Raw genomic sequence first — 26,392 nt, 5'->3', positions numbered from 1 at the left:
GTAAAACACCCAGACAAACACGCCGGCGCCGAGGTCATACCGCCTCGCCGCCGGCGCTTCAAATCCTCACCGCTCCCCTTCCCCTTTGGCCGCGAGGCCATATCGCTTGATCTTCTCGTAGAGCGTCGCCTTTCCAAGCTGCAACTTGTCTGCTGCGACCGCGACTACCCCAGCGGCCTGCTCCAACGCCTCCGCGATCACCGCCCGCTCGAATTGCTCGACACGCTCCTTCAACGGTTGTGGCGCTACGCCGTCGTCGGCGAAAGACATGACCGGATCGTCGGCGACGCCGAGCACGAAACGGTCGGCGGCATTGCGCAGCTCGCGCACATTCCCCGGCCATTCGCGCTGCATCAGGCTCGCACGCTGCCGGTCCGTGAGAATCGGCGCAGGGCGTTGATAACGCACCGCCGCATCCAGCAGGAAGTGCTCGAACAACGGCACGATGTCTTCGCGACGCTCGCCCAAGGGCGGCAGCGCGATCGTCACCACGTTCAGCCGGTATAGCAAATCGCGCCGGAACGAGCCGTCCGCGACATGCTCGGCCATGTCGCCCTTCGCGGCGGCCACCACGCGACAATTCACGCGAATCGGCTGATTCGAGCCGAGCCGTTCCAGCACCCCGTCCTGCAACACGCGCAGCAGCTTGACCTGCAACGCGAGCGGCATGCTCTCGATCTCATCGAGGAACAGCGTGCCGCCCGAAGCATGTTCAAGCTTACCGATGCGGCGTTTTGCCGCGCCGGTGAAGGCACCGGGTTCGTAGCCGAACATTTCCGACTCGAACATCGGCTCCGGCAGCGCGCCGCAGTTCACCGCGATAAACGGTTTGTCACGCCGCGGCGACAGTTCATGCAGACTACGCGCGATCAACTCCTTGCCCGCGCCCGTGTCGCCGTTGATCAGCACCGACGCGTCGGTCGGCGCGATATTCGCGATCAGCCGCCGCACCTGCTCGATTGCTGGACTACGACCGATGATGCGCGGCGCGACCGTGTTCTGCCCGGCCAGCTCACGACGCAGCGCGAGGTTCTCCAGCACCAGCTTGCGGCGCTCCAGCGCACGTCGCACGGTTTCGATCAGACGCTCGGATGCGAACGGCTTTTCGATGAAGTCATACGCGCCGTCACGCATCGCCTGCACGGCCATCGAAATATCGCCATGACCGGTGACCAGAATCACCGGCACGTCTGGCGCGCGCTCGTGGCACTGCGCAAGCAGTTCGAGTCCGCTCGCGCCAGGCAAGCGAATATCGCTGACGATCACCCCGGAGAAATCCGCGCTAATCATCTTCGCTGCGGATTCCGCCGACGCATGGCCGATCACCTCGAAGCCCGCCAGTTGCAAACTCTGCACGCTGGCACGCCGCACCAGCTCGTCGTCTTCGATATACAGTACCTGCAAGCCGTCGTTCAGCATGTTGTTCTCGTCTGATTCAGGAACCCGTGGTGAGCGGGTCCGATGTATGGCTCGTCTGCACGCGCGCGCGGCGCAGCGTCAATACGAATAATGCACCGCCGTCCGGCGCGTTGCGCGCCACCAGTGTGCCGCCGCAGTCGCGCGCAATCGACGATGAAATCGCGAGGCCGAGCCCCAGGCCCTGGCCCATTTCTTTCGTAGTGAAGAACGGTTCGAACAGACGCGGCAGCACGTCGTCGGGAATGCCTGGGCCGTTGTCGTGCACAGCGAACGACACACTCGACTCAGCGGTTTCGATCTCGATCGAAATGCGTGGCGGCGTCATCCCCGCCGTTGCGTCTAGCGCGTTGCCGAGCAGATTGATCAACACCTGTTCGAGCCGCAGATCGTCGCAATTGGCAACCAGATCGGAGGGATCGTCGGCGAGATTCAGCGGCATGCGCGCGCCGGTGCCGGCATCGAGCAAAGCGAACTCGACTTCGACGCCTTGCAGGCGCTTTTGCAGCAGCGCGATGACGTTGCGCAACGCTCGCATGACCGGCGCACGCGCACTGCGCGGCCGGGCGCGGCCGACAAACAACTTCAACTGATTGGTGATCTTGCCCATGCGCTCGGTGAGCGCAGCGATCGCTTCGAGATTTTCGAACGCCGACGCCTGGTCGCCGCGTTCGAGCAGCACGCGCGTGTTGTCCGAGAAACCACGCAGTGCCGCGAGCGGCTGATTCAATTCATGCGTGATGCCGGCCGCCATCTGACCCAGCGCGGCTAGCTTGCTGGCCTGGATCAGCTCATCGTGCGCCGCGCGCAGTTCCTGTTCGGCGCGCGTTCGCTCGGCGACTTCCTTCTGCAACTGCTCGTTCGCCTGCGAGAGATCCGCAGTGCGCGCGGCCACGCGCTGGTTCAATTCAGCGTAGGCCTTTTGCAGCAGCGAACGGCTGCGCATCATTTCTCGCACCCGGGCACGGCGCATTCTCCAGTAGAACGCGAACAGCACCAGCGACACGTAGCCGAAGCCGGTCACGATAGTCGCATTGCGCGCGTCAGCGTTGACAGGACCGACCGGCGACATCGTGATCAGATGCCAGTCCGGCTCGCCCATGCCGCGCCGCGACGCCAGATAGCGCGGCGCATAGCGGCCGCCGCCGATACGCACGATCTGCGCATTGCCTTCGAGCGTGCGCTCGATCGTCACCGGCAGCGGCGGGATCGGTTGCTGCGCATACTGGCGCGCCTGGTAGATCGAGTCCGCGACTTGCCCCGACAACGGCCGGATCGTGTGATATTTCCACGCTGGCACCGACGACAGAAAGATCACGCCGTGATCGTCGGTGACAACTAAAGGTTCGGACGCATCCGCGCCCTGAAACCATTCGAGATCGAGTTTGACGACTGCCACGCCGACGATCTTGCCGTCACGCCGCACCGGCTGCGAGATGTAGTAACCGGGCGCCTGGGAAATCGTGCCGATACCGAAGAAGCGGCCCACGCCACCCTTCACCGCATCGAGAAAATACGGCCGGAATTGATAGCCCGCGCCGATGAAGCTGCCCGGCCCATGCCAGTTGCTCGCGGCGACGCAATAGCCGTCGAGCGGAATGATGTAGGTGACCGTTGCCCGCGCGTGGCGGTTGAGGTCCTCGAGATAGAGATTGGCGCGTTCGACGTTGGCAGGGCTGGGATTGACCAGCACGTCTTGCACAATGGGATGTTCGGCCAGCAGATAAGGCAGCGATTCGTAGCGCTCGAGCGTGCTTTTCAGCGCGCTGGTCGTGCGATCGACCCGCACCGCGGCGTTGCGCCGCAAATTATCGATCCCGCTCTGCCACGCGATGGTGTACGTAAGCCCGCACGCCACCACGAGCCCGGCGACGAGCGCGAAGAGGATCAGCAGGCGGCGCGTCACGTTGGCAATATCCGATCGGTGAGGATCGGATATTGTGGCATAAGGCGCCGCGTCGTCGGCGTAAGCTTCGTCGGCCGACGGCGCTGGGTCCCGGCTCGCGGTCGCCGCTTTCATAGGTGGGCGTCCGCGGCCGAAGTCGTGCTCGTGACGGTTGCCTGGCTTAAGCCTCGGCCGGCTCTTTGACCGCCACTTCACCCCGCAATGCGGCGTTCAGCTTGTTGCGGTCCAGTTCCTTTTCCCATGCCGACACCACCACCGTCGCCACTCCGTTACCGACGATGTTCGTCAGCGCGCGGCATTCGCTCATGAAACGGTCGATACCGAGAATCAGCACCATGCCCGACAGCGGAATGGTCGGCACCACAGCGAGCGTGGCGGCCAGCGTGATGAAGCCCGCGCCCGTCACACCGCTCGCGCCCTTCGACGTCAGCATCGTCACCGCCAGCAGCGTGAGCTGCTGCGTCCACGTGAGGTCGGTGTTGGTCGCCTGAGCGATGAACAGCACGGCCATCGTCATGTAGATGTTGGTGCCGTCGAGGTTGAACGAGTAACCGGTCGGCACCACGAGGCCCACAACCGAACGCGAGCAGCCGAGCTTTTCGAGCTTCAGCATCAGTTGCGGCAGCGCGGCTTCCGACGAGCTCGTGCCGAGCACGATCAGCATCTCTTCCTTGATGTAGCCGACAAAGCGCAGGATGTTGAAGCCCACCGCACGCGCGATGATGCCGAGCACGACCACCACGAACACGATCGAAGTCAGATAGAACGTGCCGATCAGCTTGAGCATCGGCAGCAGCGAGCCGATGCCGTACTTGCCGATGGTGAACGCCATCGCGCCGAACGCGCCGATCGGCGCCAGCTTCGTGATGATGCGCACAATGCCGAACAGCACATGCGAAAGCCCGTCGATGAAGTTGGTGACGACCTTGCCCTTCTCACCGGCCGTGGCCAGCACCGCGCCGAACAACAGTGCGATCAGCAGGATCTGCAGGATTTCGCCCTGTGCGAACGCCGACACGAGCGTGTCCGGGATGATGTGCATCAGGAAGTCGACCGTGGTCTGGCCGTGTGCCTTCGCGGCATACGAAGCGACAGCCTTGCCGTCGAGCGTAGCCGGATCGATGTTGAAGCCGACGCCCGGTTTCAGCACGTGCGTGGCAATCAGGCCGAGCACCAGCGCGAACGTCGAGACGATTTCGAAGTACAGCAGCGCCTTGCCGCCGACGCGCCCGACCTTCTTCATGTCTTCCATACCGGCGATACCCGTCACCACCGTACAGAAGATGATCGGCCCGATCACCATCTTGATCAGCTTGATGAAGCCATCGCCGAGCGGCTTCATGTCGACGGCGAAGTCCGGCGAATAATGGCCAAGCGCAATGCCGATGATGATCGCCACGATCACCTGGACGTACAGCACTTTGTGGATAGGTTTCTTCACGATGTTTCCTGCGATATGGGTGAGCTCAAGGCCTGCCACGCTGCGCATCATGCGAACGAATAGTCGTCACGCCTGTGCACGGCATTAGGCCGCGACAAGACGACGAATTCAGATATACCGGGAAGGGAAATCAGACATCGTTGTCTCCTTGCTTTAGTTGTCGGACCGTTGCGGCCGCGTGATCTAAAATGCAAGGTCGATGCCAGCTTGACGAACAGCGAACCGCTTTGATTTTTATAGGTTTTTTGGCGTGTTACAGCACGCGCAGTCCGGGATTCCGGAAATCCGGACGAGGGGCGTCGGGGAATCCGGAATCCGTCCACGCCACAAATCCGGGAAAACCCGGAGAGCCTTTGGGGCTGGGGCTTTCGCCCACTTCATCCGAAACCGCCTGGTCTGTACGCGGGGCTTTCGCCAACGTCAGATACTGCTGTTCGCCTTCTATGCACCACCCTCTTCCAGCACCAGCAAGTTCTCGTGCGAGAAACCCAGCGATACCGGTTGACCCCGTTCGGGCAAGCCGCGATTCGGGTCGTTGAACACATCGAGTGAAATCACCGCGTCTTTCACGCGCGCTCTGATACGCACCACCGCGCCGAGGAAATTTACTTCTTCGACGGTCGCGTTCAGCGTATTGCGGCCCGGCGCGGCCGGTTCCAGCACAATGGCTTCGGGCCGCAGCGCGAGCATGCGCTTCTTGCCCGCGTCGTCTGCCGGCAGTTCTTGCGTGGTAGTCAACTCCTGACCGTCGACGGCCATCTTGCCGGTCTTCGGGTCGATCACATGCCCAGCCAGAATGTTCAGCGTGCCGACGAACGACGCGACAAAGCGCGTACGCGGATAGTTGTAGATTTCCGAAGGCGTGCCGATCTGTTCGACGCGCCCCTCGTTCATCACCACGATGCGGTCGGAAATGGACAGCGCCTCTTCCTGATCGTGCGTGACGAAAATCGACGTGATACCTAACTCGCGCTGCAACGCGCGGATGTCTTGCCGCAACGAAATGCGGATCTTCGCGTCGAGCGCCGACAGCGGTTCATCGAGCAACAGCACCTGTGGCTTGCCGGCGAGCGCGCGCGCCAGCGCCACGCGCTGCTGCTGGCCACCCGACAACTGCCACGGATAGCGCTCACCGAGATGCGGCAGCTTGATCAGTTGCAACATCTCCTCGACGCGCTTGTTGATCTCCGCCTGCGGACGGTGCGTGATCTTCAGTCCGAAGCCGATGTTGTCGGCCACCGTCATGTTCGGAAACAGCGCATACGACTGGAACACCATGCCGACCTTGCGCTGCCGCGTGCGCAGGTACGTCACGTCCTTGTTATCCAACCGGATGATGCCGCGCGTCGGCGTTTCGAAGCCGGCGATCATCCGCAGCACCGTGGTCTTGCCACAGCCGGACGGCCCAAGGAACGTGATGAATTCGCCGCGCTCGATCTTCATGTCGAAGTGATGCAGCGCCGTGTTCGCCCCGAAGGATTTATGCAGATTTTCGATCTCAAGGAATGCCATGATTCGCTGCCTTAGTCGGTCAAATTAGTCCGTCAAATTTTCTGGCCGCTAAGCGCGCGTGCCGAGCCGAATACCTGAATCAAACCCATCGACGCCCATGTGATCACGAACGCGATGATCGCAAGCGCCGACGGTTCATACGCGCGGTTCGCGCCGATCAATTGCAGATACGGGCCGAACGCGGGGCGGTCGAGCAGACTCGCCAGCGTGAACTCGCCGATCACGACAGCAAAGGTGAGAAACGCGCCGGACAGAATGCCCGAGCGGATATTCGGGAAGATCACTTTGAACAGAATCGTCGGCCAGTTCGCCCCGAGACATTCGGCGGCCTCGGTCAGCGAGCGCACGTCGACCGCGCGCAAACCGGCGTCGACTGCGCGATACATGTACGGCAGCGAGAGCGTGACGTAACCGAACACCAGTAACAGGTCGGTCGCGCGTTCGTTGGCCGTGAGCGGCAGAATCGAACTACTGTTGTATATGCGCAGATAACCGAACACGATCACGATCGCCGGGACCACCAGCGGCAACAGCGTGATGAATTCGACGACCGGCCGCAGCTTCGGCAGGCGCAACTGCACGTAGTACGCGGTCGGCACCACCAGCAATACGCCAACAATGATCGTCAGCACCGCCATCAGGATCGAATAGCCGAACGAGGCCTGGAAGCGTGGATCGCTCAGCACGACGCTATACGCCTCGAAGCTGTAAACGCCGCGTTTCATACGCAGGCTGAATTCGAATGTGGCGAGCAACGGAATCAGAAAGTACAGCGAACCGACGATCATCGCGGTCCACGCACCCACACGCGACTGGCTTTTCATCGACGGCCCCTTTCAGCGCGTGAACGCAGCCAGATGTAACCACCATTCGACAAGCCCGTCACGAGCACCATGCCGAGTGCGAGCGCGTAGCCGAGGTTCTGGTTGTGCATGACGTCGCCGCGAATCTGCGCGTACAGCAGGATCGTGACGATGTTCAACGAACTGCCGGTCAGTGCGTAAGCCGTGGCGACTGCGCCAAACGAATTGGCGAACAGCAGCAGCGTGGCGCCGAGCACGCTCGGCCACAACACCGGCAACGCTACGTGGCGCCAATATTGGAAGGCCGTGCCGCCGAGGCAGTCGCAGGCTTCGCGCCACTCGCGCTTCAGGCCGTCGAGCGCGGGCGTGACGATCAGCACCATCAAAGGAATCTGGAAGTACAGGTAAGTCAGCGTCAACCCGGAAAAACTCAGAACGCTGAAGCCCGTCGAGTACAGGTTGAAGCCGAGGTACTTCTTCAGCAATACGGTCACGAGACCGACGCGCCCCAGCGTGCAGATGAAGGCAAATGCGAGCGGCACGCCGGCAAAATTCGAGGCGACGCCGGAGAACGTCATCAACGTAGGACGAATCCAACCCGGCAATTTGCCTTGCACCGCCGCCCACGCGAGCAGCGAGCCGATCAACGCGCCGCCGAGCGCTGAAGCGGCGCTTACCTTGAAGCTGATCCAGTAGGCGTCCAGCACCGTGGGCTGGAGCAAGTCGCGAAAATTGCCGAGCGTGAAGTGGCCTTGCGGATCCTGAAACGCGCCGACCATCAGAAAGCCGGTCGGCAGAATCAGGAACAGCAGTGCGAAGGTGAAAAACGGCACCACGCCGATCCAGGCGAGGAACTGCGACGCGCGGCCCGGACCGTTGACGCGAGGCGTTGGCGTGGGTACAGGCGGAACCAGCAATTCCGGCTGCACCGATCCAGCATCCGATGAAGCGCTCATAGCTCACCCTTAGGCAATCTGGCTAACGCCTGGCGCGCCGCTCTCGTGGAGCGGCACGCTACCTTTGAAACTGCACGTTGCGGTTAGAAGCGGCGGCGTGTGCGGCATGCGATAGATCGCCGCCCCCGCTGCCGCCGCAACCGCGTGCGCCGCGACGATTACTTGACGTTCGCGCCGACCGCTTCGTCCCAGTGCTTCGTAATGGTGTCCTTGTAGGCGTCCTGCTGGGACAGCGTCGGGAACACCACGTTCTTGTATGACGACGGCGGCGGCAGCTTGTCGAGCAGCGCTTGCGGAACCTTCTTCGCCGCTACCAATTCGTTATAGCGCATCGGGTGGCAATAGCCGGTCAGCCAGCCGATCTGGCCTTCGTCGGAGTACAGGTATTCCATCCACAGCTTGGCGGCGTTCGGATGCGGTGCGTAGGCGCTGATCGCCTGAACGTACACGCCGGCGACCACGCCCGTCTTCGGAATCACCACCTGCACCTTCGGATTGCCCTTCAGCGTGTCGCGGTCGGCCAGCGCGTTGTAGTCCCAACGCACGACGATCGGCGTGGTGCCTTGCGCGAGCGATGCGGCCTTGCCGATCACCGGCACGAAGTTGCCGTTCTTGTTCAGGTCGGCAAAATACTTGAGGCCGGCCTTGTCGGCCTTGCTCACATCGCCCTTGCTTTGCGACAGACCTGCTGCGAACACGGCCTGGATCGCCTGATTGGCCGTGCGCGGGTCGCCGGCCAGCGAGACGGCGTTCTTATAGTCTGACTTGAGCAGATCGCTCCAGTCGGACGGCGCCTTGTCGATCATGTCGGCGTTCACTTCAAACGACAGCACGCCGTAGTAATCGCCATACCAATAGCCGTCGGCGTCTTTCGACTCCTTGGGAATCGAGTTCCACGAAGCGACCTTGTACGGCTGCAGCAAACCCTCGGCCTTCGCGGTCGGACCGAACGACAGACCCACGTCGATCACGTCAGGCGCTTGCGGACCCTTGTTGCCCTTGTTCGCCTTGATGGCTTCGACTTCGTCGCCCGAACCCGCATCCGGGTTCAGCTCGTTGATCTTGATGCCGTACTTCTTCTGAAAACCGGCCACCAGTTCACCGTAGTTGCACCAGTCGTGCGGCAACGCGATCACGGTGAGTTGGCCTTCCTGCTTGGCGGCTGCGACCAGTGCGTCGAGCGGCGCGGCCGAGGCGCTGCTCACGCCGGCTGCGGCGACACCCGCAGCGGCCGACATCGAAAGTAAACGAGCTAACGCGGTGCGCTTCATAGTTATCCCCATCCTCTGCCGAAATTGCTACGTTTGGAAAATTTCTAATTTCTAGCTCTATGGGCGCACACCTGTGCAAGCTCGCACTCGCGCACCCGCGCCATGCTCAGTCCGGCTCAGTCTGGATTGACCGGCGCCGAAAACATGTCGTGTTCCAGTCTATCGATGCGATCTGTACAAATCATGTCGACACCCCATTGCGCAAGCAACTGCGCGCGCTCGGGGTCGTTCACCGTGTAGGCCAGCAGGCGCAGTCCGGCCGCTTTGATCTCGGCGACCAGCGGCTCGGTCAGGTACCGGTGGCTCGCATGCAGCGACACGCAGTCCAACTCCCGCACGATGCGCAGCCAGTCAGCCGGCACCTCTTCGAACAGCATACCGCGTCGCAGCGAGGGCGCCGCATCGCGCGCTGCCGCAAGCGCCTCGAACGAAAACGACGACAGCAGCGGCGGCGTTTGCCCTTGCCACAAAGTCAATGCGCCGCTTGCGACCAGACGCCCGGTGATCTCGTCCCGCCCCGGGCAGGGTTTGATTTCGATGTTGGCGGCAATGCCATCTCGTGCGCAACGTCCGGCGGCTTCGGCGAGCGTCGGCAGATGCGTACCGGCGAACTGCGGGCCGAACCAGGCGCCGGCGTCGAGCGCGGCCAGTTGGTTCCACGTGTGTTCAGCAGCGGCGCCATGACCGTTGGTCGTGCGTTCCAGCGTGTCGTCGTGCAACAGAAAGAGCTGGTTGTCAGCAGAGAGCTTGGCGTCGAATTCGACCATGCGGTAGCCGTAACGCACGCATGCGTCGAAACCGGCCAGCGTGTTCTCCGGCGCCAGCGTGCCGCCGCAGCGATGCGCAACCAGCCTCGGATACGGCCAGTCTGCGGATAAGGTGCGATCAATCCCGTTTCCCACGTCTCGTTACCTTCCAGATAGAGCGGGTTAAGTATGCTCTCGACACGTTCCAAGCTGCCACTGCCGTCATGCCACAACTGCGCCATGCAGCCTTTTACGCGCGAGCCCCGCGCGTAGTATCGCGCCAATGGGCGACGCTGCGATAGCTGGCCGCACGGCCAACGTCACGCCCCACTACAGCTCTGCAATCCTATTGTCAGGATGCCGAACCGTGCGGCGTCCCGGCAGCACCGTATACAGTAGCGAATGGTTCAGACGGCAGATCCCAAGATCCATTATGGCGACGACATGTGTCTAACAAATTGCCAAAAAACGCCGCGAAATGCTCGAAATCGGACATTTCAATTCCTTTTCGAACATTTGATGTTCGAAAAATGCGCCGCGCTTCGATCTGCGAAGGCTAAGGTTAAATACACAAACTTGCAAGCTGCCAAAAAAATACAACACAATTCGGCTAAAGTAGTACGCTTGTCATTGTCCGGACACACATCCGTGTCCACGATGACACCATTAAAACAAGCCGTGTGAACGCGCGTTCGCACCCAAGGAAAAATGCATGTGGCAGGAAGACCGTCATCAGAGAATTCGCGCGTTGCTGTCTACGCTTCAGCGCGTGTCGACCGAACGGATCATGGCGGACCTCGGGGTGTCGCGCGAAACGGTGCGGCGCGATCTGCTCGACCTCGAAGCACTCGGTGAACTGAAGCGCGTACATGGTGGCGCGATCAAACCCGCTGACGAGGCGCCGATCGCCGAGCGCGCCCACATGCGTGTCAAAGCCAAAACCGCGATTGCGAAGGCGGCCACCGGTTTGATCGCGAGCGGCCAGACACTGTTCATCGACGCGGGCACCACCACCGCGGCGCTCGCTGAAGAGCTGGCGAAACTGGCGAACCTGACGATCGTCACCAATTCCATCGACGTCGCGCTGAAAATGCGTGGCGCCGTGGATCAAACGGAAGCGGCCAACGAAGTGATTCTGCTGGGCGGCTCGATCAGCGATCGGGCGATGGCGACCACTGGCGCGACCACCGTACTCGACATCCAGCGCTATCGCGCGGACATGGCCTTGCTCTCGCCGGTCGGCATCGATCACCGGCACGGTGCCACCAACTACGATCACGCTGAAACCGAAGTGGCTCGCGCCATGGTCGCCAACGCGGACCGCGTGGTGATCCTTGCCGACTACAGCAAGATTGGTCAGCGCAGCCGGATTTCGTACTGTCCGGTCGATCGGATCGATGTGCTGGTCACCAACAAAAAGGCGGCCGAAGCCGCCGACTTTGCAGCGCTGAAAAAGAAGCTGGAAGAGATCGTTCTGGCTTAGGATGCCGGTGTGTTCGGCGCTTCGCACGAACGCTTCAGTGAGCGCTGCAAGCGCGCCGCGCAAGCCGCTTATTCCTTCACATGCATTGTGTCGAGCACGCGCTTGCGCAAGCGCGTGTCGCGCAGCGCGCCGGCAGCTTCGAGCACCGGATAGGCCGTCGAGCAGAACAGCGAATTGAGCCGCTTCATGTCGCTGATCAGATCCAGATGCAACGCGCTGGTTTCGATGCTGCGCAAGGTTTGCCCGGCGAGTCGGTCCAGATGTTTGTATGAGTACGCGCGCTCCAGATCGCGAAAACGCTCCTTCTCCGCCAGCAGCCGCTCTGCGCAACGCAGATCGTTATTCAGAAACACCGACAGGCCAAGCTGTAGATTGCTGACGAGCCGCGCCTGCAGGTCGTCCAGCTCGCCCAACCCCTCCTCCGAAAACGACAGCCGGTGCGCGATCTTCTTTTCCTCGATATCGCCGACAATCCGCTCGATGATGTCGCCCGCATGCTCCAGGTTAATCGTCAACGAAATGATGTCGGTCCAGCGGCGGCTATCGGCTTCGTCGAGTTGCTCGCGGGAGATCAGCGTCAGATAGGTCTTGACCGCGGCGTAGAGCTGGTCGACGTCGTCGTCCATCCGGACCGTTTCGCGCGCCTTGTCGAGGCTGTTTTCATGGATCAGGCCCGCAACGTTATCGAGCATGGTGCGCACGATATCGCCAATACGCAGCACCTCGCGTGCGGCGTTCGCGAGTGCGAGTGTGGGCGTGGAAAGTGCGGCGGCATCCAGATGCAGCGGCCGCAATTCGCCGTTGGGCGGCGGCCGGTCCGGCAACACCCGCGTGCAGATGCGCGCCACCGGATCAATCAGCGAAAGGCATGCGCAGCAACGCAGCGTGTTGTAGATCACGTGAAAGCCGACCACCGCTTCGCGTGGATTCGCGATCAACACTGGCAGGCCGCGTGCGAGCAACGGCGCGAACGGCAGGATCAGCAGCGCGCCGGCCAGCTTGAACGCCAGACTGCCCAAGGCCAGACGCCGTGCCGCCGCGTTCTGCGCGAGGGTGCCCATCAGCGCCAGCAGGCCGCTGCCGAGATTCGCGCCGATCACGAGACACAGCGCCACCTTCAGTGAGATCACACCGGACGAGGCAAGCGTTGCTGTCAACAGAACCGCCGCGAGACTCGAATAAGACAGCATCGCAAATGCCGCACCGACCAGCGCGTCGAGCGTGGTGTCGCCGGTCAGTGCGCCGAACATCACGCGCACGCCGGCGCCCTGCATCATCGGCTGGGCGGCTTCGACGATCAGGTGCAGCGCCAGCAGGATCAAGCCGAGCCCGATGAGCGTACGGCCGACCTGGCCCGTGCGCATTTGTTTGCGTGACAGAAAGAGCGGCACGCCGACCAGAATCAGGATTGGCGACAGCCATGACAGATCGAGTGTGAGCAAGCGCGCCATCAGTGCGGTGCCGACGTCGGCACCAAGCATGATGGCGAGGCCGCTGGTGAGCGGCAGAAGACCTTGCGCAGCGAACGACGTGACGATCACCGCCGTTGCATTGCTGCTTTGCACGAGGCTCGTGACGCCGACGCCAGAAAGGAAGGCACGCCAGCGGCTACTGGTGCTGCGCCCGAGGACACTGCGCAGATCGGCGCCGAGCACGCGCAGGATACCGGTACGTACGATGTGCGAGCCCCACACGAGGAGCGCCACACCAGCCAGAAGGTTAAGGAGAATCAACATAAGGCACTGCGCATCCGTTCCTGCTGCCATGACCCGAACCGCATGCCGCGTGAACCGGCACCCGGGGCGTTTATGACAGTAGTGTTGCACATTTTTGCCTTATTGTAATTTTGTGCTTTTAAATATACGCTCGTGCCGAACTGTGGATTGCTGTGTGCCGGCTTATCCGTCCGGAACGCAATTCACTCGATCACTTCGTTTGCCCACTTCATCACAAGGACTCTGGATGAGCCGCAACCTTGCGCTGTTCGACCTGGACCACACGCTGCTGCCGCTCGATAGCGATCAGGCGTGGGCCCACTTCATCGCCGGATTGGGCATAGACGGCGCTGCGCAGCACGCGGAAGAAATCGACGACTACTACCGGCAGTACGTGGCCGGCACGCTCGATATGACCGCCTATCTGAACTACACATTGGCGCCGCTCGCTCGCCACTCGCGCGAGCAGCTCGACGCATGGCATGCACAGTTCATGAAGGATGTGATTGCGCCGGCGATCCTGCCGGCTGCGCGGGAACTTGTGCAACGTCATATTGAAGCGGGCGACCTGTGCTGCATCGTCACCGCCACCAATGTGTTCATTACGAAGCCGATCGGCAAGGCGCTCGGCTTTGACCATCTGCTGGGGATCGATCTGGGCACCGAAGGCGGCGATCCTTTGGCGCGCTTTACCGGAAACGCCGTCGGCGTGCCGACCTTCCGCGAAGGCAAGATCACACGCACCGAGAGCTGGCTGGCTTCGCTCGGCCACCGTCTGCAGGACTTTCCGCAGAGCTGGTTCTATAGCGATTCGATCAACGACGTGCCTTTGCTCGAGCGCGTCACGCATCCGGTCGCGACCAATCCCGACCCGCGCCTGCGTGCCATTGCCACGGAACGCGGCTGGCCGGTGATTGAGCTGTTTGCTTGAGATTGCGCGGGCTGGCGCAAGCTGCGGCTACACACGCCCCTTCCACGGCACCAGGCGCCGCTCCAGCGCACGCATGCCGAGATCGAACAGCCACGCAATCAGTCCGATCAGCACGATGCCCATCACCACCACATCGGTACGCAGAAAGCTCGACGCGTTGAGCACCATCTGACCGAGGCCGGCGGTGGCCGCAACCATCTCGGCGGCAACCAGGGTGGTCCAGCCAAAGCCGATGGCAATCCGCAAGCCGATCAGGATCTCAGGCAACGCCGCCGGCAGGACCACATAGCGCACGATCTGCGCGAAGCGGCCACCCAGCGAATACGCCGCATGAATCTGCTCGATGGTCGCACTGCGCACACCGGCACGCGCCGCCATTGCAATCGGCGCGAAACAGGCGAGATAGATCACGACGATCTTCGCCGTCTCGTCGATACCGAACCAGATCACCACCAGCGGCAGATACGCAAGCGGCGGCAACGGCCGGTAGAATTCCAGCGGCGGATCGAGCAAACCGCGTGCAACCCGGCTTACGCCCATCAGGATTCCGACCGGCACCGCCGTGACCGCGGCCAGCGCGAACGCACCGAACACGCGCAGCGCACTCCATGCGAGATGCTCTGAGAGTGGCAAACCGCCTTGAATACGGCCGTGCCAGGCGTCCAGAAACGCGGCCCAAACCGCCTCGGGCGTCGGCAGAAAGAGGGGAGGCAGCCAGTGCAGATGCGTGGCAAGCCACCATAGCGCCGCGAGCGTCGTGACCGAGACCGCGCTCAGCACCGCGGTCGGACCTTCGCCCGGCAAACGCCAGCCGCGGACCGGCCGGGCTTTACGCCGCGGCGGCTCGCTTGTCTGGGTCAGGGGCACGGTGCCCAACGATTCACGTGAAGCCGTCACGACAGCACCTCTTCCTGGTCCTGGTTGCGCTCGCTCCGTTCGTGCAGACGGCGCACCAGCCGTTCGCGCCATTCGATGAAATCCGGCGACGACTTCACCGCGCGTGCGTCGCGTGTCTCGAGAAAGCGCCGCGCGAATGGCAAGTCGTAGCTCTCGGCGATACGGCCGGGTCCCGGCGTCATCACGACGAGGCGCGTCGCCAGAAACAGCGCTTCCTCCACGCTATGCGTGATGAAGAACACCGTCTTGCGTGTGCGGCCCCAGACGTCGAGCACGAGTTCCTGCATCGACTCGCGCGTCATCGCGTCGAGCGCGCCCATCGGTTCGTCCATCAGCAGCACTTGCGGATCGCTTGCCAGCGCGCGTGCTATGCCCACGCGCTGCTGCATGCCGCCCGACAGTGCGTAGACCCGCGAACGCGCATGCTTCTCGAGCCCAACCAGCGCCAGCATCTCCTGCGCGATGCGCTCGCGCTGCGCTTTCGGCACGCGCTGAAAACGCAGGCCGAGCGCGACATTGTCGAGTACGTCGAGCCAGGGCATCAGCGCGTACTTCTGAAACACGACACCGCGGTCCGCGCCCGGTCCAAGCACGGGTTCGCCGTTCAGACGCACCTCGCCTTCGGTCAGCTGAATGAAACCGGCGATGCAGTTCAGCAAAGTCGTCTTGCCGCAACCGGACGCACCCAGCGCGACGACGAACTCGCCCGGCTCGATGTGCAGATCGACGTCGGCGAGCGCGATGTGCGGCGCCGCGCCGCGTGCGCCTTCGTAGGCGACGTGCAACCGCCGTATCTCAAGACCGCTCATCGCCGTGCCTCACGATGCTGATGGATAGCCATGCTCACAACTTAATGCGCCGCACGCTGTACGAACTGCGGATCGACGCCGGTCGAGTAATCGGCCAGCACGTTCTGAATCGTGCCTTGTGTCTTCAGGAACGCAGCGGTCGCAGCGAGAGATTTAGCCGCGCCGGATTGCGCACCGCCCCCAAGCCATGCATTCGACGCCTGCTGGGCCGGCGTCGGGAACGCATACAGCGCGAGACTCGCCGGCACTTCCTGTGCGGTAGCGCCGGACTCCTTCGCAACCGCCTCGACCTGCGGCGATGTCGCGGTCCATGCTGACGTGTGATCGCGATAGCTCGCATCGGTCGCGGCCAGCACCTTCACGAAGCGAGCGACGAACTCGGCGTTCTGGCTCGCGAACTTGCGGTCGACGACGAAGCCGTCGAACGTCGCCTTGCCGGTTTGCTGCGCGACCTGCCCGGACGTGATCAACACCTTGCCGTTCTTCTTCACCTTCGCCAGCACCGGGTCCCAGATGTAAGTCGCGTCGATGTCGCCGCGCTCCCACGCCGCCGCGACTTCAGGCGGACGCAGATTGACGATCTTCACATCCGACGGATTCACGCCGGCGTTTTGCAGTGCGACCAGCGTATGAAAGTGCGAGGTCGACACGAACGGCACGCCAATCTTCTTGCCCTTCAGACCCGCGACACTGGTGACATTGGAACCGTCACGCGCGACCAGCGCTTCGGCGTCGTTGATGTTGTCGAGAATCCAGAACAGCGAAATATCGACGCCCTGCGACAGCCCGGCGGCAATCGGACTCGACCCCGCTTCGCCGAGTTGCACCGAGCCCGAAGCCAGCGCGCGGATCACGTCGGCGCCGCTGCCGAGCTTGCGATAGGTGACCTTGTAGCCGGTGGCTTTCTCGACTTCGCCCGTGGCCTGCGCATAGCGCCAAGGCACAACCATGTCCTGATACGCGATCACGACTTCTTTGGTGTCGGCGTGTGCAACGGAAGAAAACGGCGCGGACAGCGCCAGCAGCGTAGCGAACGCGGCCAACGGACGAAGCAAGCGGTTCATCGAGAAACCCCTTTAGTGTGTGTTGTCTGGGAGGCTTTCGACTATAGGGAGTTTGTCCACAGGCGGTTCTAATTAATCCGCGATTGCTAATGACGCTGTTCGAGCATTGCTTTTCACGCTGAGTTGGATCGGCGCGACTGCTGCGGTGGCCAGTAGAAGGGTTCTAGCGAATGGTTACGGATTGGGATGCCTTTGTACAAGCTGGCCGTTCGGCGGATTGACCGCGTGTTGGCCAGAGCGGGATGATCACTGCGTCTCCCTCACTTCGCATTCTTATGATCGTTATCCTTAGCCGCTTGAGTTGGTTGTTTTTTAATGTCGGCGTACCCGTATTCGCGCCGATCGCCCTGCTTCCCTTATTGAGTTTTTCGCGCCTCTATAGGTACGCGTCGAAAGGCATCTCAGCGAGAGCCATTCGGGAAGGTCAGCTACTATGGGTCGTCATTTCTATGTGTGCCAGCGCTTGCTACGAGATCGGTAGCGCATTGAGCGAAGCGTCGACGAACAGCACGCTCGCTTTCATGTTGGCGGGGCTGCTGTGGCACGTGTTGTTTATCGTCGCGGCGTCCGTACTCGTGTCATTCGCTGCGGCTGATTCCGTATCCCAACCGGTACATGACTGCAGCGAGAGAACTCGTGACCGGCGGCTGATATGGCTTTCACTTGTGATGACAGCAATCATCGCGACTTCGTTCTCCATATCTCATTATTCGCTAACCTAACTAATTTCCAACGGCTGGGCTATACTTTGTCACCACGCCTCACAGGGAGAACCCACATGCCCAATCTGATCGACTACGTCATCGAGAACCGTGCCTTTCGCGATCGTTTTATCGACCTCATGTTCCCCTTCACGATCATTGGTGGAACGCTCGCCTCGATCTGCATGCTGCTCGCACGGTATTACCGGTAGCCCGCGCAAGTAGACCGCCGGCGCATGACTCAGACTGCACAAGCCGGCCTGCCAGAAAGAGCAAAGCCCGCAACATGTGCGGGCTTTGCATTTTCAAACTGGCAACACACTAAACCATTCAAACCACCCCGGCTCCATGCGCCTGCAGATCGGCGTGGTAGCTCGAACGAACCATCGCGCCCACAGCGGCGTGGGTAAAGCCCATCTTGTACGCTTCTTCCTCGTACATCTTGAACGTGTCCGGATGCACATACGAGCGCACCGGCAGATGGTGTTCCGACGGTTGCAGATACTGGCCGATCGTCAGCATGTTCACGTCGTGCTCGCGCAGATCCCGCATCACCTGCAAAATTTCTTCTTCGGTCTCGCCGAGGCCGACCATCAAGCCGGACTTGGTCGCGACGTCCGGATGCAGCGCCTTGAAATCCTTCAGCAGTTTCAGCGAATGCGCGTAGTCCGAACCGGGACGTGCTTCCTTGTACAGACGCGGTACCGTTTCGAGGTTGTGGTTCATCACATCAGGCGGTGCGGCGTTCAGAATGCCGAGCGCGCGATCCAGACGGCCGCGGAAGTCCGGCGTCAGAATTTCAATGCGTGTCTCCGGCGACAGTTCGCGCGTCTGACGGATGCATTCCACGAAGTGAGCAGCGCCACCATCGCGCAGATCGTCACGGTCGACGCTGGTGATCACCACGTACTTCAGCTTCAGCGCGGCGATGGTGCGCGCCAGATTGCCCGGTTCATCCACATCGAGCGGATCCGGGCGGCCGTGGCCAACGTCACAGAACGGGCAGCGGCGCGTGCACTTGTCACCCATGATCATGAACGTCGCGGTACCCTTGCCGAAGCATTCGCCGATGTTCGGGCAGCTCGCTTCTTCACACACCGTGTGCAGGTTGTGCTCGCGCAGAATCTGCTTGATCTCCGAAAAGCGCGAATTACCGGTGGCCGCTTTGACGCGGATCCAGTCCGGTTTTTTCAGCTTTTCGATCGGGATGATCTTGATCGGAATACGGGCGGTTTTGGCTTGGGCTTTCTGCTTCGCGGTGGCGTCGTAGGCAGCGGCGGGAGCCGGCACGGCATCAGGAGCGGGAGAAGCTGCGAGGTTCGCGGTAACGTCAGTCATTCGTTCGGTCCAGTCAGGCGGTGAGGGCACCGGCCTGCGGTTGGGCGACGGCCGCGGGACTGCCGTCGAGGTTTGCGGTGAGGCGTGCTGCAAAGGTACGGGCCACGTCGTCCCAGCCGGCGGCAACGCCCAGCGTTGCCATATCGACTGTTTCGAGCCCCGCGTAGCCGCATGGGTTGATGGCCAGAAACGGCTGCAAGTCCATGTTCACATTCAGGCTCACGCCGTGATAGCTGCAGCCGTTCCGGATTTTCAGACCCAGCGCGGCGATCTTGGCGCCGGCATGCAACCCGGCGTCCGGCCCAGGCGCCACGTAGATACCGGGGGCGCCCGCCTTGCGTTCTCCGGCGAGATTATACGCCGCGAGGGTGTCGATCACGGCCTGCTCGATCCGGGTGACCATCTCACGCACCATCAGCTTGCGTCGGCGCAGATCCAGCAACAGGTAGGCAACCACCTGTCCGGGCCCGTGATACGTGATCTGCCCGCCCCGGTCGACTTTCACAAGCGGAATGCCGCTGTCGGCGGCCAGCAGATGCGCCGGGTCGCCGGCCTGGCCTAGCGTGAAGACGGGGGGGTGTTCGACCAGCCAGATCTCGTCGGGTGTATCGGCGGTGCGCGCGTCGGTGAACGCGCGCATCGCTTCGAAACTGGCTTCGTAAGGTTCGTTGCCGAGCCAGCGCAGCGTAAGCGGCGCCGTGGCGGGCAAGGGAGACGGGGAAACCGGGGTGGTGCACATGATCCCGACAGTTTACCGAAATCCTGACATCCCCGCCGGACGCGCCCACTTCAGGACTCGGCGGCGCTTCGTTTCCTGCCGGAACTCCGCTTACCGGAGTCGCGCTTCGTTTCGCGCCGGAGCGCCGTTCAACTGCAGCGCCGGTCCGCCATCGCGTCACGGCGCCGCCAGCGCTCACACCGTGCGCCAGCCCCCACGCATGCGGGCCGCCAGCCGTTCTCCGACCCGCGCGAGCCAGTTCAGCGCACGCTCATCGCAGCGTGTCGGCACCGAAAACGCGACCTTCGCATGCGTGCTGCCCTCGGCGCTCAACCACAAGCGCTCACCGCGCCGCAGCCGTAGCGTGTGGCCGGGCTGCAGCCAGTAGTCCTCGGTATCGTCGCTGCGCGTGACCCACACCGCGCCGCCGTGCACGACCAGCTTGGTGCTGCGTGCTACCTTCATAGGAATGGTTTCGCCATTGCGGATTTCAAACGCGATACTAGAGGAAATTTCTCGCATCATGCCCTCGCCAAAATTCGTTTCGTGACTACAATCCTAGGCGTAGCAAGGGTTTACGCAAAACGATCTATTTTCACCTCTATGTGAGAAATATTGCGATGGACCTCCGGCAACTACCTCCGCTGAACGCCATCAAGGCGTTCGAAGCCGCCGCCCGCCACGAGAGCTTCTCGCGCGCCGCCGACGAGCTGTTCGTCACGCACGGCGCCGTCAGTCACCAGATTCGCGCGCTGGAGGAAGAATTGGGCATCGCACTGTTCGCCCGCGACGGCAAGCGCGTACGGCTCACGGACACAGGCCGCCGCTATGCCACGCGCGTGCGCACCGCGTTGATGGGACTTGCTGACGCCACCCGCGAAGTCCGTGCCGGCGACCGCGAACGGCGCCTGGTCGTGTCCATGCTGTCCTCGTTTGCGGCGCGCTGGGTGACGCCGCGCATCGGCAGCTTTATCGAGGCGCATCCCCAGTGGGACCTCGAACTGCTGTCCACGAACGCGCTGACGGACTTCGCGCGCGACGACGTCGACGTGGCGATCCGCTTCGGCTACGGCAAATATTCGGGGCTGCACGCGGAGTTGCTGCTGGAGGAGATCTTCTTTCCGGCTTGCGCGCCGAATTTCAACGGTGGCAAGCTGCCGCAAACGCCGGCCGATCTGGCCAAGGTTCAGCTCCTGCGCTCGGACGACGAACTCTGGCGCCCGTGGTTCGATGCCGCCGGCCTCACCGACTGGCCTGAGCCGAAGCGTGGCGTGCTATATCAGGATTCGTCGAACCTGCTGCAGGCGGCCATCGACGGCCAGGGGGTCGCGCTCACGCGCCGTTCGCTGGCGATGCACGAGATCGCGGCAGGCCGCCTTGTGCGGCTATTCGATGTGGATGGACCGAGCCCGTGGCAGTACTACTTCATCTGCCCGCCACAGATGCTCGAAACCGCGCGCGTCAAGGCGTTCCGCGCCTGGGTATTCGAAGAAGTGGGACGGTTCAAACAGCTTTTTGAGCAGGCTTGTGAGGTGGGCTCTGCTGCAAGCGCCGATCTGGCGGCGGATGCATTGCGCGTCACGCCGTAATCCAGAGGCATCCGTAGGCACAGAGCCTGGCGTTAAAGCACCACCTTCACCATCGGATGGCCAGTGAGCGCGCGATAAATATCGTCGAGCTGCGCCTGGCTCGTCGCGCGCACGGTAACCGTCAAACCGGTGTAATTGCCGCCGCTGGACGGCCGCGTTTCCACGCGAGCGGGATCAACTTCGTTATCGAACTGCCGAACCACCGTGACAATCGTCTCGGCGAACTCGGGATGCGACTTGCCCATGATCTTGATGGGAAAGTCGCACGGAAACTCAAGCAATGATTCTTTCGCGGGATTCACTTTCTACTCCTTGCTGCGCTTCTTGCGCTTCCTTGGCCTTGGCACGCTGATAGGCCGCGTACAAGGCCGCAAACACCGCGCCCGGCTTGCCGTTACCGACCGGCTGACCGTCGAGCCGCGTAACCGGCAGCACTTCCTTCGTGGCGGAACTGACCAGAATCTCGTCGGCGGCACGCAGCTCAGCTTCGGCGATTTCGCGCGCCTCGAAGCGAATGCCGCATTCACTCGTTAGCTCTTCGATCAGACTGTAGCGAATCCCTTCGAGAATCTTGCGGCTGCGCGGCGGCGCGTACAACACGCCGTCCTTCACCATCCAGATATTCGAAGACGAACCTTCAGTCAGCATGCCATCGCGAAACTGGATCGTCTCAAACGCGTCGTTTTCAGCCGCGTACTGCGCCATCAAAACATTGCCGAGCAGCGACACCGATTTGATGTCGCAATTGAGCCAGCGGCGGTCTTCAGCAGTGACGCAGCGCACGCCCTGCGCGCGCTGGGCGGCGTCCGGCAGGTTCAGCGGCGTAACCATTACGAACACGGTCGGCTGGATGCCGGCCGGAAACGCGTGACCGCGCTTCGCGACGCCCCGTGTGATCTGAACGTAAGCAATCGCGTCCTGATCGGCGCGCAGGCCTGCGTCCGCTTCATTAGCCGCGACCACGCGGTCGATCAGCTCGCGCCAGCCGGCATCGTCGAACGGATTGACGATGCCGATCTTGTCCAGCGAGCGCGCAAGGCGCGCCAGATGATGCCTGAAGCGAAACGCCGTACGGCCGCTCGCATGCGGATACAACGGCGCGACTTCGTAAATGCCGTCGCCGAAAATAAAGCCGCGGTCGAGAACCGGCACGCGCGCTTCGGACAAGGGCACCAGCTCGCCGTTCAGATAAACGATCGGGTCGAGCGAAACATCGGAAACAGCGGTCATCGCAATCGGGCTCTTACTTCTTCTTGTTGAACATCAGCATGAGCGAATCCCACACACGGCCGACCACGCCGGCTTGCGGCACAGCCTGCAACGCGACGATCGGGAATTGCGCCAGCACCTTCCCGTCGGCCACGAGCTTCGCGGTGCCGACCTGCTGACCGTTCGCGATCGGTGCGATCAGCGGATCGATCTGTTCGATCTGCGGCTTCACCTTGTCGCCCATGCCCTTCGGCACGGTGATGTACTGATCGCCCTTCACGCCGATCTGCACGGTGTCCTGCGCACCCTTGTAGACGCGCGGCGTGCCTACCACCTGGCTCGCCTTGTACAGACGCACCGTGTCGTACGCGGTGTAGCCGTAGTTCAGCATCTTCAGGCTGTCCTGCACGCGGTCGTGTTCCTTGACCTCGCCCATCATCACCGAGACGAGACGGCGCGAGCCGTCGGCCGTGCCCGGCAGCGGACGCTTCGCGCTGGCGATCAGGCAGTAGCCGGCCGCTTGCGTATGACCGGTCTTCAGGCCGTCCACCGTCGGGTCGATCCACAGCAGACGGTTGCGGTTCGGCTGCTTGATCTTGTTGTACGTGAATTCCTTGACCGAGAAGATGTTGTAGTAGTCGGGGAAGTCACGAATCAGGCGCGCCGACAGCACCGCGAGGTCGCCCGCCGTGGTGTAGTGCTGCGCGTCGGGCATGCCGTTCACGTCGGCGAAATGCGTGTTCTTCATGCCGAGTTTCTGGGCTTCGGTGTTCATCATGTTGACGAACTGCGCCTCGCTGCCGCCCACCAGTTCGGCCAGCGCGATCGCCGCGTCGTTACCCGACTGGATGATCATGCCGTACACCAGATCGTGTACGGTCACCGGCTTGTTGGCTTCGATGAACATGCGCGATTCGTCGGTGCGCACGCGGCGCACCGCTTCGCTCGGCATCACCGTCTGGTCCATCGTGATCTTCTTCGTCTGCAGTGCTTCGAAGACGAGGTACGCGGTCATCAGCTTGGTCAGCGAGGCCGGTTCGACGCGTTCGTCGGGATTGCCCGAGGCGAGCACCTGATTGCTGGTGGCATCGACGAGCACCCACGAGCGCGCGTTCACGCCGGGCGGCGGCACCTGCGCGAACGCCGTGCTGGCAATGAGCGTGGCCGGCAGCACGATGCCGAGGGTCACGGCACGGCTAAGCGTAGTGGGAACGAAAGAAGAAACTGACGGGAATGACGTGCGGCCGGAGGTGGAGAAACGCATAGGGTCGATTCGTGCGGAAAAATACATCGCGCGCAGGGCGCACAGATTGGAGGAGCCGGTCGGCGAGCGTCAGGCCGTAAAAACGGCGCGGCGCCCATTGGACTTCCGGCGACGCGATCGGTTCGCGCAGCACGCCTCGCATCCGGCACCGCTGCGCGCGAGAAAGAAGCTACGCGTCGCGCGAACTGCCGGGTGGGCAATGCTGCGCCCAAAAAAGAGCGCTCATTATACGCGCGCTATCCTGGTATCTTTGAGCAAGGGGCGGCGATTAATTTGCGTTTGCACGTACCTGTACCCCGGAAAACACGCGCGACGCATGCTTTAACGCCACGCGTCGACGATGATCCGCTTCAGGACGTGCAGCTTGCGATGCAGAAAATGCTCTGCCCCCGGAATCACGACGACCGGCAATTCCTGCGGCCGCGCCCAGTCGAAAACCGACTGAATGGGAACGGTCTCGTCGGTTTCGCCGTGAATCACGAGCGTGTTTTCCGGTACAGGCGCGACTTCCCACCGGCTCGCCGCAGTGCCCACGAACACGATTCGCTCGATCGCCTGACCTTCTTCGCGCAGCTTCGCGGCAACGTGCGACAGCACGAAAGTGCCGAACGAAAAGCCTGCCAGTACGAGGGGCAGATCGCCCTGTCCTGCTTGCGCGCGTATGTGATCGAGCACGGCGCGCAGATCGTCGCGCTCGCCGATACCGGAGTCATGCTCGCCCTGCGTTTCGCCGACACCCCGGAAATTCGAGCGGTACGTCACGTAGTTCAACTGCACGAGCGTGCGCGCGAGCGTCTGCGCGACCTTGTTGTCCATCGTGCCGCCGAACAGCGGGTGTGGGTGCGCGACCAGCGCGATGCCGCGCGGCGCGGCGCCGTTGTCACGCATGTCATCGGGCAGATCCAGGGCGACTTCGATCTTGCCGATCGGGCCGTCGATCAGATACTTCTTCGTATGTGCATTCATGGCGCGGTTTATTGATCGATTTTCAGACGCTCGACGACTTTGCCGTTCACAAGATGCGAATCGACGATTTCATCGATGTCGCTCTCGTCGACATACGTGTACCAGACGCCTTCCGGATACACGACGAGCGCCGGGCCGAGCTCACAACGCTCGAGACAGCCGGCCTTGTTGATACGCACCTGGCCCGGGCCTGCAAGGCCGAGTTGCTTCACGCGCTTTTTCGCGTGTTCCTGCATCGCCTGCGCATTGCAATTCGCGCAACTCGGACGCTCCGCGCCGGGATCGCGCTGGTTGAGACAGAAGAAGACGTGGTACTTGTAGTAGGAGTCCATGATGTCCGGAGGGGCGAGACTGTAAGAGTGGGAATGGTGCTGGAAGCGCCGCAGCGCGCCTGTTGTGCAGAAGATTATAGCGAGCGGGGCTGGCGGTCGCTGAGCGGCGGACGCACGGCCGCACGCACGCGTCGCCCTTGCTTCATGCGCGCTCCACGCGCCGCTTGAGCCACACCTGTTCGACGAGATAGGCGAGCCACACCAGCGCCGCATACGGCCAGATCCACGCGATCCAATGCGCGAGACCATTGAAGTGCAGGTACCGTCCCTGGCGCCAGTCCGCCAGTACGGCATCGAAATACGGATTGACCGGCAGCAGATTGACGAACACGAGCGCGATCGTCAGCGCGCAGGCCGCGAGCGCCGCGCGCAACCTGCGCCGCAAGCCCAGCGCCAGCAGTGCGGTGACAGTACCGCACACGAGCCCTGCCAGCGCGCCGGGCGTCGCCCAGTCGAACGCAAGACCGGATTGCGATTGCAGAAAGGTCGCGCCCGCCTTGACGCACAAAGTCATGACGATAAACACGATCAACAGGCGCACGAGTGGTGCATGGCGGCGCACCGGCAGCGAGGCGAGAGCCAGTGCGGCGAACAGATTGAGCGTGGTGATGACGGCTTCCCAAGCGTCGTCGGGCAGCCAGGCGGCAACCAGCGCCGGCCACGCGCCGACGTGCCAGGCAGGCGGTGTCCATGCGAGCAAGGCATCCTGCGTCGTCGAATCGAAACGCAGCCACAGCGCGCGCGGCCAGTTACCGAGACCGAAAAGCCGTGGCGCCGGGTACATGGTCGCGAACGGCCACAAGGCGACGAGACAGGCGAGCGCCGCCGTGTCGCGCTCGAACCAGAGGAGCCGCACACGCCGCAGCAAGCCGCGATCGAGCAACGCGCCGGTGGCCGGCGACACGATCGCCGCGCCGAGCAGCGCGCCGAGCGCGTTGGCGGCCAGGTCGAGATTGGAGGCAACGCGCGTCGGCAGATAGGTTTGCACCGCCTCCATCACGCCCGACAGCAACCCACCGAGCACGAAAGCCAACGCCACCGCCAGCGTGCCGCGCCAACGCGGATACACCGCGAGCACCACCAGCGCGCCGAACGGCATATAGCCGAGCACGTTCGTGACGACGTCGAACGCCGTCAGGTACTGCGGCATGGGATCGGACAGATAGGCAAACGGGGCGAGGCCGAGCGAACGCCAGCCGGAAAACGGATACCACGACCCGTAGACGATCAGCGCCGTGTACAGCCCCAGCGCCTGCCGGGCGAGCGCCGAAGGACGGCGCTGCCAGGGCTTAACGCTCATGCAGCGCTCCGTTCTTTGCGCTGCA

26 protein-coding genes are annotated in these 26,392 nt (G+C 62.4%); 4 read left to right on the top strand and 22 right to left on the bottom strand.

Going from position 1 to position 26,392, the window contains the following annotated elements; all coding sequences use genetic code 11:
* Positions 1–66 precede the first annotated feature (66 nt).
* The 8 genes from P3T25_RS13430 to ugpQ form a co-directional block, all read right to left on the bottom strand.
* Complete coding sequence (locus P3T25_RS13430) at positions 67–1,419, bottom strand: sigma-54-dependent transcriptional regulator (RefSeq protein WP_171925151.1); 1,353 nt, start codon at positions 1,417–1,419, stop codon at positions 67–69.
* A 16-nt stretch (positions 1,420–1,435) separates the two neighbouring features.
* A complete protein-coding gene (locus tag P3T25_RS13425; RefSeq protein WP_154564186.1) occupies positions 1,436–3,436 on the bottom strand; it encodes a sensor histidine kinase in 2,001 nt (666 codons plus the stop codon).
* A gap of 46 nt (positions 3,437–3,482) precedes the next feature.
* Positions 3,483–4,763, bottom strand: a complete 1,281-nt coding sequence (locus P3T25_RS13420) for a dicarboxylate/amino acid:cation symporter (protein ID WP_168435856.1) — start codon at positions 4,761–4,763, stop codon at positions 3,483–3,485.
* Between the two features lie 441 nt (positions 4,764–5,204).
* Positions 5,205–6,275 (bottom strand): ABC transporter ATP-binding protein, encoded by a 1,071-nt coding sequence (locus P3T25_RS13415; protein ID WP_171925149.1) that lies wholly within the window; start codon positions 6,273–6,275, stop codon positions 5,205–5,207.
* Positions 6,276–6,307: 32 nt separating this feature from the next.
* A complete protein-coding gene (locus tag P3T25_RS13410; protein ID WP_093645611.1) occupies positions 6,308–7,099 on the bottom strand; it encodes an ABC transporter permease in 792 nt (263 codons plus the stop codon).
* On the bottom strand, positions 7,096–8,034 hold the full coding sequence (locus tag P3T25_RS13405) for an ABC transporter permease (RefSeq protein WP_093645614.1): 939 nt from the start codon (positions 8,032–8,034) through the stop codon (positions 7,096–7,098). The genes P3T25_RS13410 and P3T25_RS13405 overlap by 4 nt, the downstream gene beginning before the upstream one ends.
* 158 nt (positions 8,035–8,192) lie before the next feature.
* Positions 8,193–9,305, bottom strand: a complete 1,113-nt coding sequence (locus P3T25_RS13400) for an ABC transporter substrate-binding protein (protein ID WP_154564180.1) — start codon at positions 9,303–9,305, stop codon at positions 8,193–8,195.
* 116 nt (positions 9,306–9,421) lie between these two features.
* Positions 9,422–10,207 carry a glycerophosphodiester phosphodiesterase gene (gene ugpQ / locus P3T25_RS13395; protein WP_429358207.1) on the bottom strand — a complete coding sequence of 262 codons (786 nt, stop codon included), beginning with the start codon at positions 10,205–10,207 and terminating at the stop codon, positions 9,422–9,424.
* Between the two features lie 556 nt (positions 10,208–10,763).
* Here ugpQ and P3T25_RS13390 point away from each other — a divergent pair.
* Positions 10,764–11,534, top strand: a complete 771-nt coding sequence (locus P3T25_RS13390; protein WP_266238584.1) for a DeoR/GlpR family DNA-binding transcription regulator — start codon at positions 10,764–10,766, stop codon at positions 11,532–11,534.
* 68 nt (positions 11,535–11,602) lie between these two features.
* Here the strand turns inward: P3T25_RS13390 and P3T25_RS13385 are convergent, their stop codons facing one another.
* Entirely contained in the window at positions 11,603–13,270 is a 1,668-nt protein-coding gene (locus P3T25_RS13385; protein ID WP_429358206.1) for a Na/Pi cotransporter family protein, read from the bottom strand.
* A 226-nt stretch (positions 13,271–13,496) separates the two neighbouring features.
* Between P3T25_RS13385 and P3T25_RS13380 the strand changes: the two genes are divergently transcribed.
* On the top strand, positions 13,497–14,180 hold the full coding sequence (locus P3T25_RS13380; protein ID WP_154564174.1) for an HAD family hydrolase: 684 nt from the start codon (positions 13,497–13,499) through the stop codon (positions 14,178–14,180).
* 27 nt (positions 14,181–14,207) lie between these two features.
* Here P3T25_RS13380 and P3T25_RS13375 read toward each other — a convergent pair whose 3' ends face one another.
* The 4 genes from P3T25_RS13375 to P3T25_RS13360 form a co-directional block, all read right to left on the bottom strand.
* On the bottom strand, positions 14,208–15,077 hold the full coding sequence (locus tag P3T25_RS13375) for an ABC transporter permease subunit (protein ID WP_171925145.1): 870 nt from the start codon (positions 15,075–15,077) through the stop codon (positions 14,208–14,210).
* Positions 15,074–15,886 carry a taurine ABC transporter ATP-binding protein gene (locus tag P3T25_RS13370; protein ID WP_171925144.1) on the bottom strand — a complete coding sequence of 271 codons (813 nt, stop codon included), beginning with the start codon at positions 15,884–15,886 and terminating at the stop codon, positions 15,074–15,076. The genes P3T25_RS13375 and P3T25_RS13370 overlap by 4 nt, the downstream gene beginning before the upstream one ends.
* A gap of 41 nt (positions 15,887–15,927) precedes the next feature.
* Positions 15,928–16,950: a taurine ABC transporter substrate-binding protein gene (gene tauA, locus P3T25_RS13365; protein ID WP_408194441.1), complete on the bottom strand. Its 1,023-nt coding sequence runs from the start codon at positions 16,948–16,950 to the stop codon at positions 15,928–15,930.
* A gap of 466 nt (positions 16,951–17,416) precedes the next feature.
* Positions 17,417–17,650 (bottom strand): hypothetical protein, encoded by a 234-nt coding sequence (locus tag P3T25_RS13360; RefSeq protein ID WP_171925142.1) that lies wholly within the window; start codon positions 17,648–17,650, stop codon positions 17,417–17,419.
* 78 nt (positions 17,651–17,728) lie between these two features.
* Between P3T25_RS13360 and P3T25_RS13355 the strand changes: the two genes are divergently transcribed.
* Complete coding sequence (locus tag P3T25_RS13355; RefSeq protein ID WP_266238591.1) at positions 17,729–17,863, top strand: hypothetical protein; 135 nt, start codon at positions 17,729–17,731, stop codon at positions 17,861–17,863.
* 118 nt (positions 17,864–17,981) lie between these two features.
* On the opposite strand, the gene lipA is transcribed toward P3T25_RS13355, so the two are convergent.
* The 3 genes from lipA to P3T25_RS13340 all read right to left on the bottom strand — a co-directional run bounded on the left by lipA (position 17,982) and on the right by P3T25_RS13340 (position 20,229).
* The gene (lipA, locus tag P3T25_RS13350; RefSeq protein ID WP_266238593.1) at positions 17,982–18,989 is read right to left on the bottom strand and encodes a lipoyl synthase; all 1,008 of its coding nucleotides are present in this window, start codon (positions 18,987–18,989) and stop codon (positions 17,982–17,984) included.
* A gap of 13 nt (positions 18,990–19,002) precedes the next feature.
* Positions 19,003–19,728, bottom strand: a complete 726-nt coding sequence (gene lipB, locus P3T25_RS13345; RefSeq protein ID WP_154564166.1) for a lipoyl(octanoyl) transferase LipB — start codon at positions 19,726–19,728, stop codon at positions 19,003–19,005.
* A 174-nt stretch (positions 19,729–19,902) separates the two neighbouring features.
* Positions 19,903–20,229: a DUF2917 domain-containing protein gene (locus P3T25_RS13340; RefSeq protein WP_054035681.1), complete on the bottom strand. Its 327-nt coding sequence runs from the start codon at positions 20,227–20,229 to the stop codon at positions 19,903–19,905.
* A gap of 98 nt (positions 20,230–20,327) precedes the next feature.
* Here P3T25_RS13340 and P3T25_RS13335 point away from each other — a divergent pair, with 98 nt between their 5' ends.
* Positions 20,328–21,296 carry a transcriptional regulator GcvA gene (locus P3T25_RS13335; protein ID WP_154564164.1) on the top strand — a complete coding sequence of 323 codons (969 nt, stop codon included), beginning with the start codon at positions 20,328–20,330 and terminating at the stop codon, positions 21,294–21,296.
* Positions 21,297–21,328: 32 nt separating this feature from the next.
* On the opposite strand, the gene P3T25_RS13330 is transcribed toward P3T25_RS13335, so the two are convergent.
* The 6 genes from P3T25_RS13330 to P3T25_RS13305 form a co-directional block, all read right to left on the bottom strand.
* Positions 21,329–21,598 (bottom strand): DUF493 family protein, encoded by a 270-nt coding sequence (locus P3T25_RS13330; RefSeq protein WP_054035680.1) that lies wholly within the window; start codon positions 21,596–21,598, stop codon positions 21,329–21,331.
* Positions 21,570–22,526 (bottom strand): D-amino acid aminotransferase, encoded by a 957-nt coding sequence (locus P3T25_RS13325; RefSeq protein ID WP_429358205.1) that lies wholly within the window; start codon positions 22,524–22,526, stop codon positions 21,570–21,572. The genes P3T25_RS13330 and P3T25_RS13325 overlap by 29 nt, the downstream gene beginning before the upstream one ends.
* Before the next feature lie 13 nt (positions 22,527–22,539).
* Entirely contained in the window at positions 22,540–23,769 is a 1,230-nt protein-coding gene (locus tag P3T25_RS13320; protein ID WP_429358204.1) for a D-alanyl-D-alanine carboxypeptidase family protein, read from the bottom strand.
* A 321-nt stretch (positions 23,770–24,090) separates the two neighbouring features.
* Positions 24,091–24,735, bottom strand: a complete 645-nt coding sequence (locus P3T25_RS13315; RefSeq protein WP_429358203.1) for an alpha/beta hydrolase — start codon at positions 24,733–24,735, stop codon at positions 24,091–24,093.
* 8 nt (positions 24,736–24,743) lie between these two features.
* Positions 24,744–25,067: a (2Fe-2S) ferredoxin domain-containing protein gene (locus P3T25_RS13310; protein WP_054035677.1), complete on the bottom strand. Its 324-nt coding sequence runs from the start codon at positions 25,065–25,067 to the stop codon at positions 24,744–24,746.
* Between the two features lie 142 nt (positions 25,068–25,209).
* Positions 25,210–26,367 carry a VanZ family protein gene (locus tag P3T25_RS13305; protein ID WP_154564156.1) on the bottom strand — a complete coding sequence of 386 codons (1,158 nt, stop codon included), beginning with the start codon at positions 26,365–26,367 and terminating at the stop codon, positions 25,210–25,212.
* Between the last annotated feature and the right edge of the window lie 25 nt (positions 26,368–26,392).

The sequence above is a fragment of the Paraburkholderia sp. GAS32 genome, from assembly GCF_050434225.1.
Taxonomy (GTDB): domain Bacteria; phylum Pseudomonadota; class Gammaproteobacteria; order Burkholderiales; family Burkholderiaceae; genus Paraburkholderia; species Paraburkholderia madseniana.
This window is presented reverse-complemented; position numbering and strand designations above follow the sequence as displayed.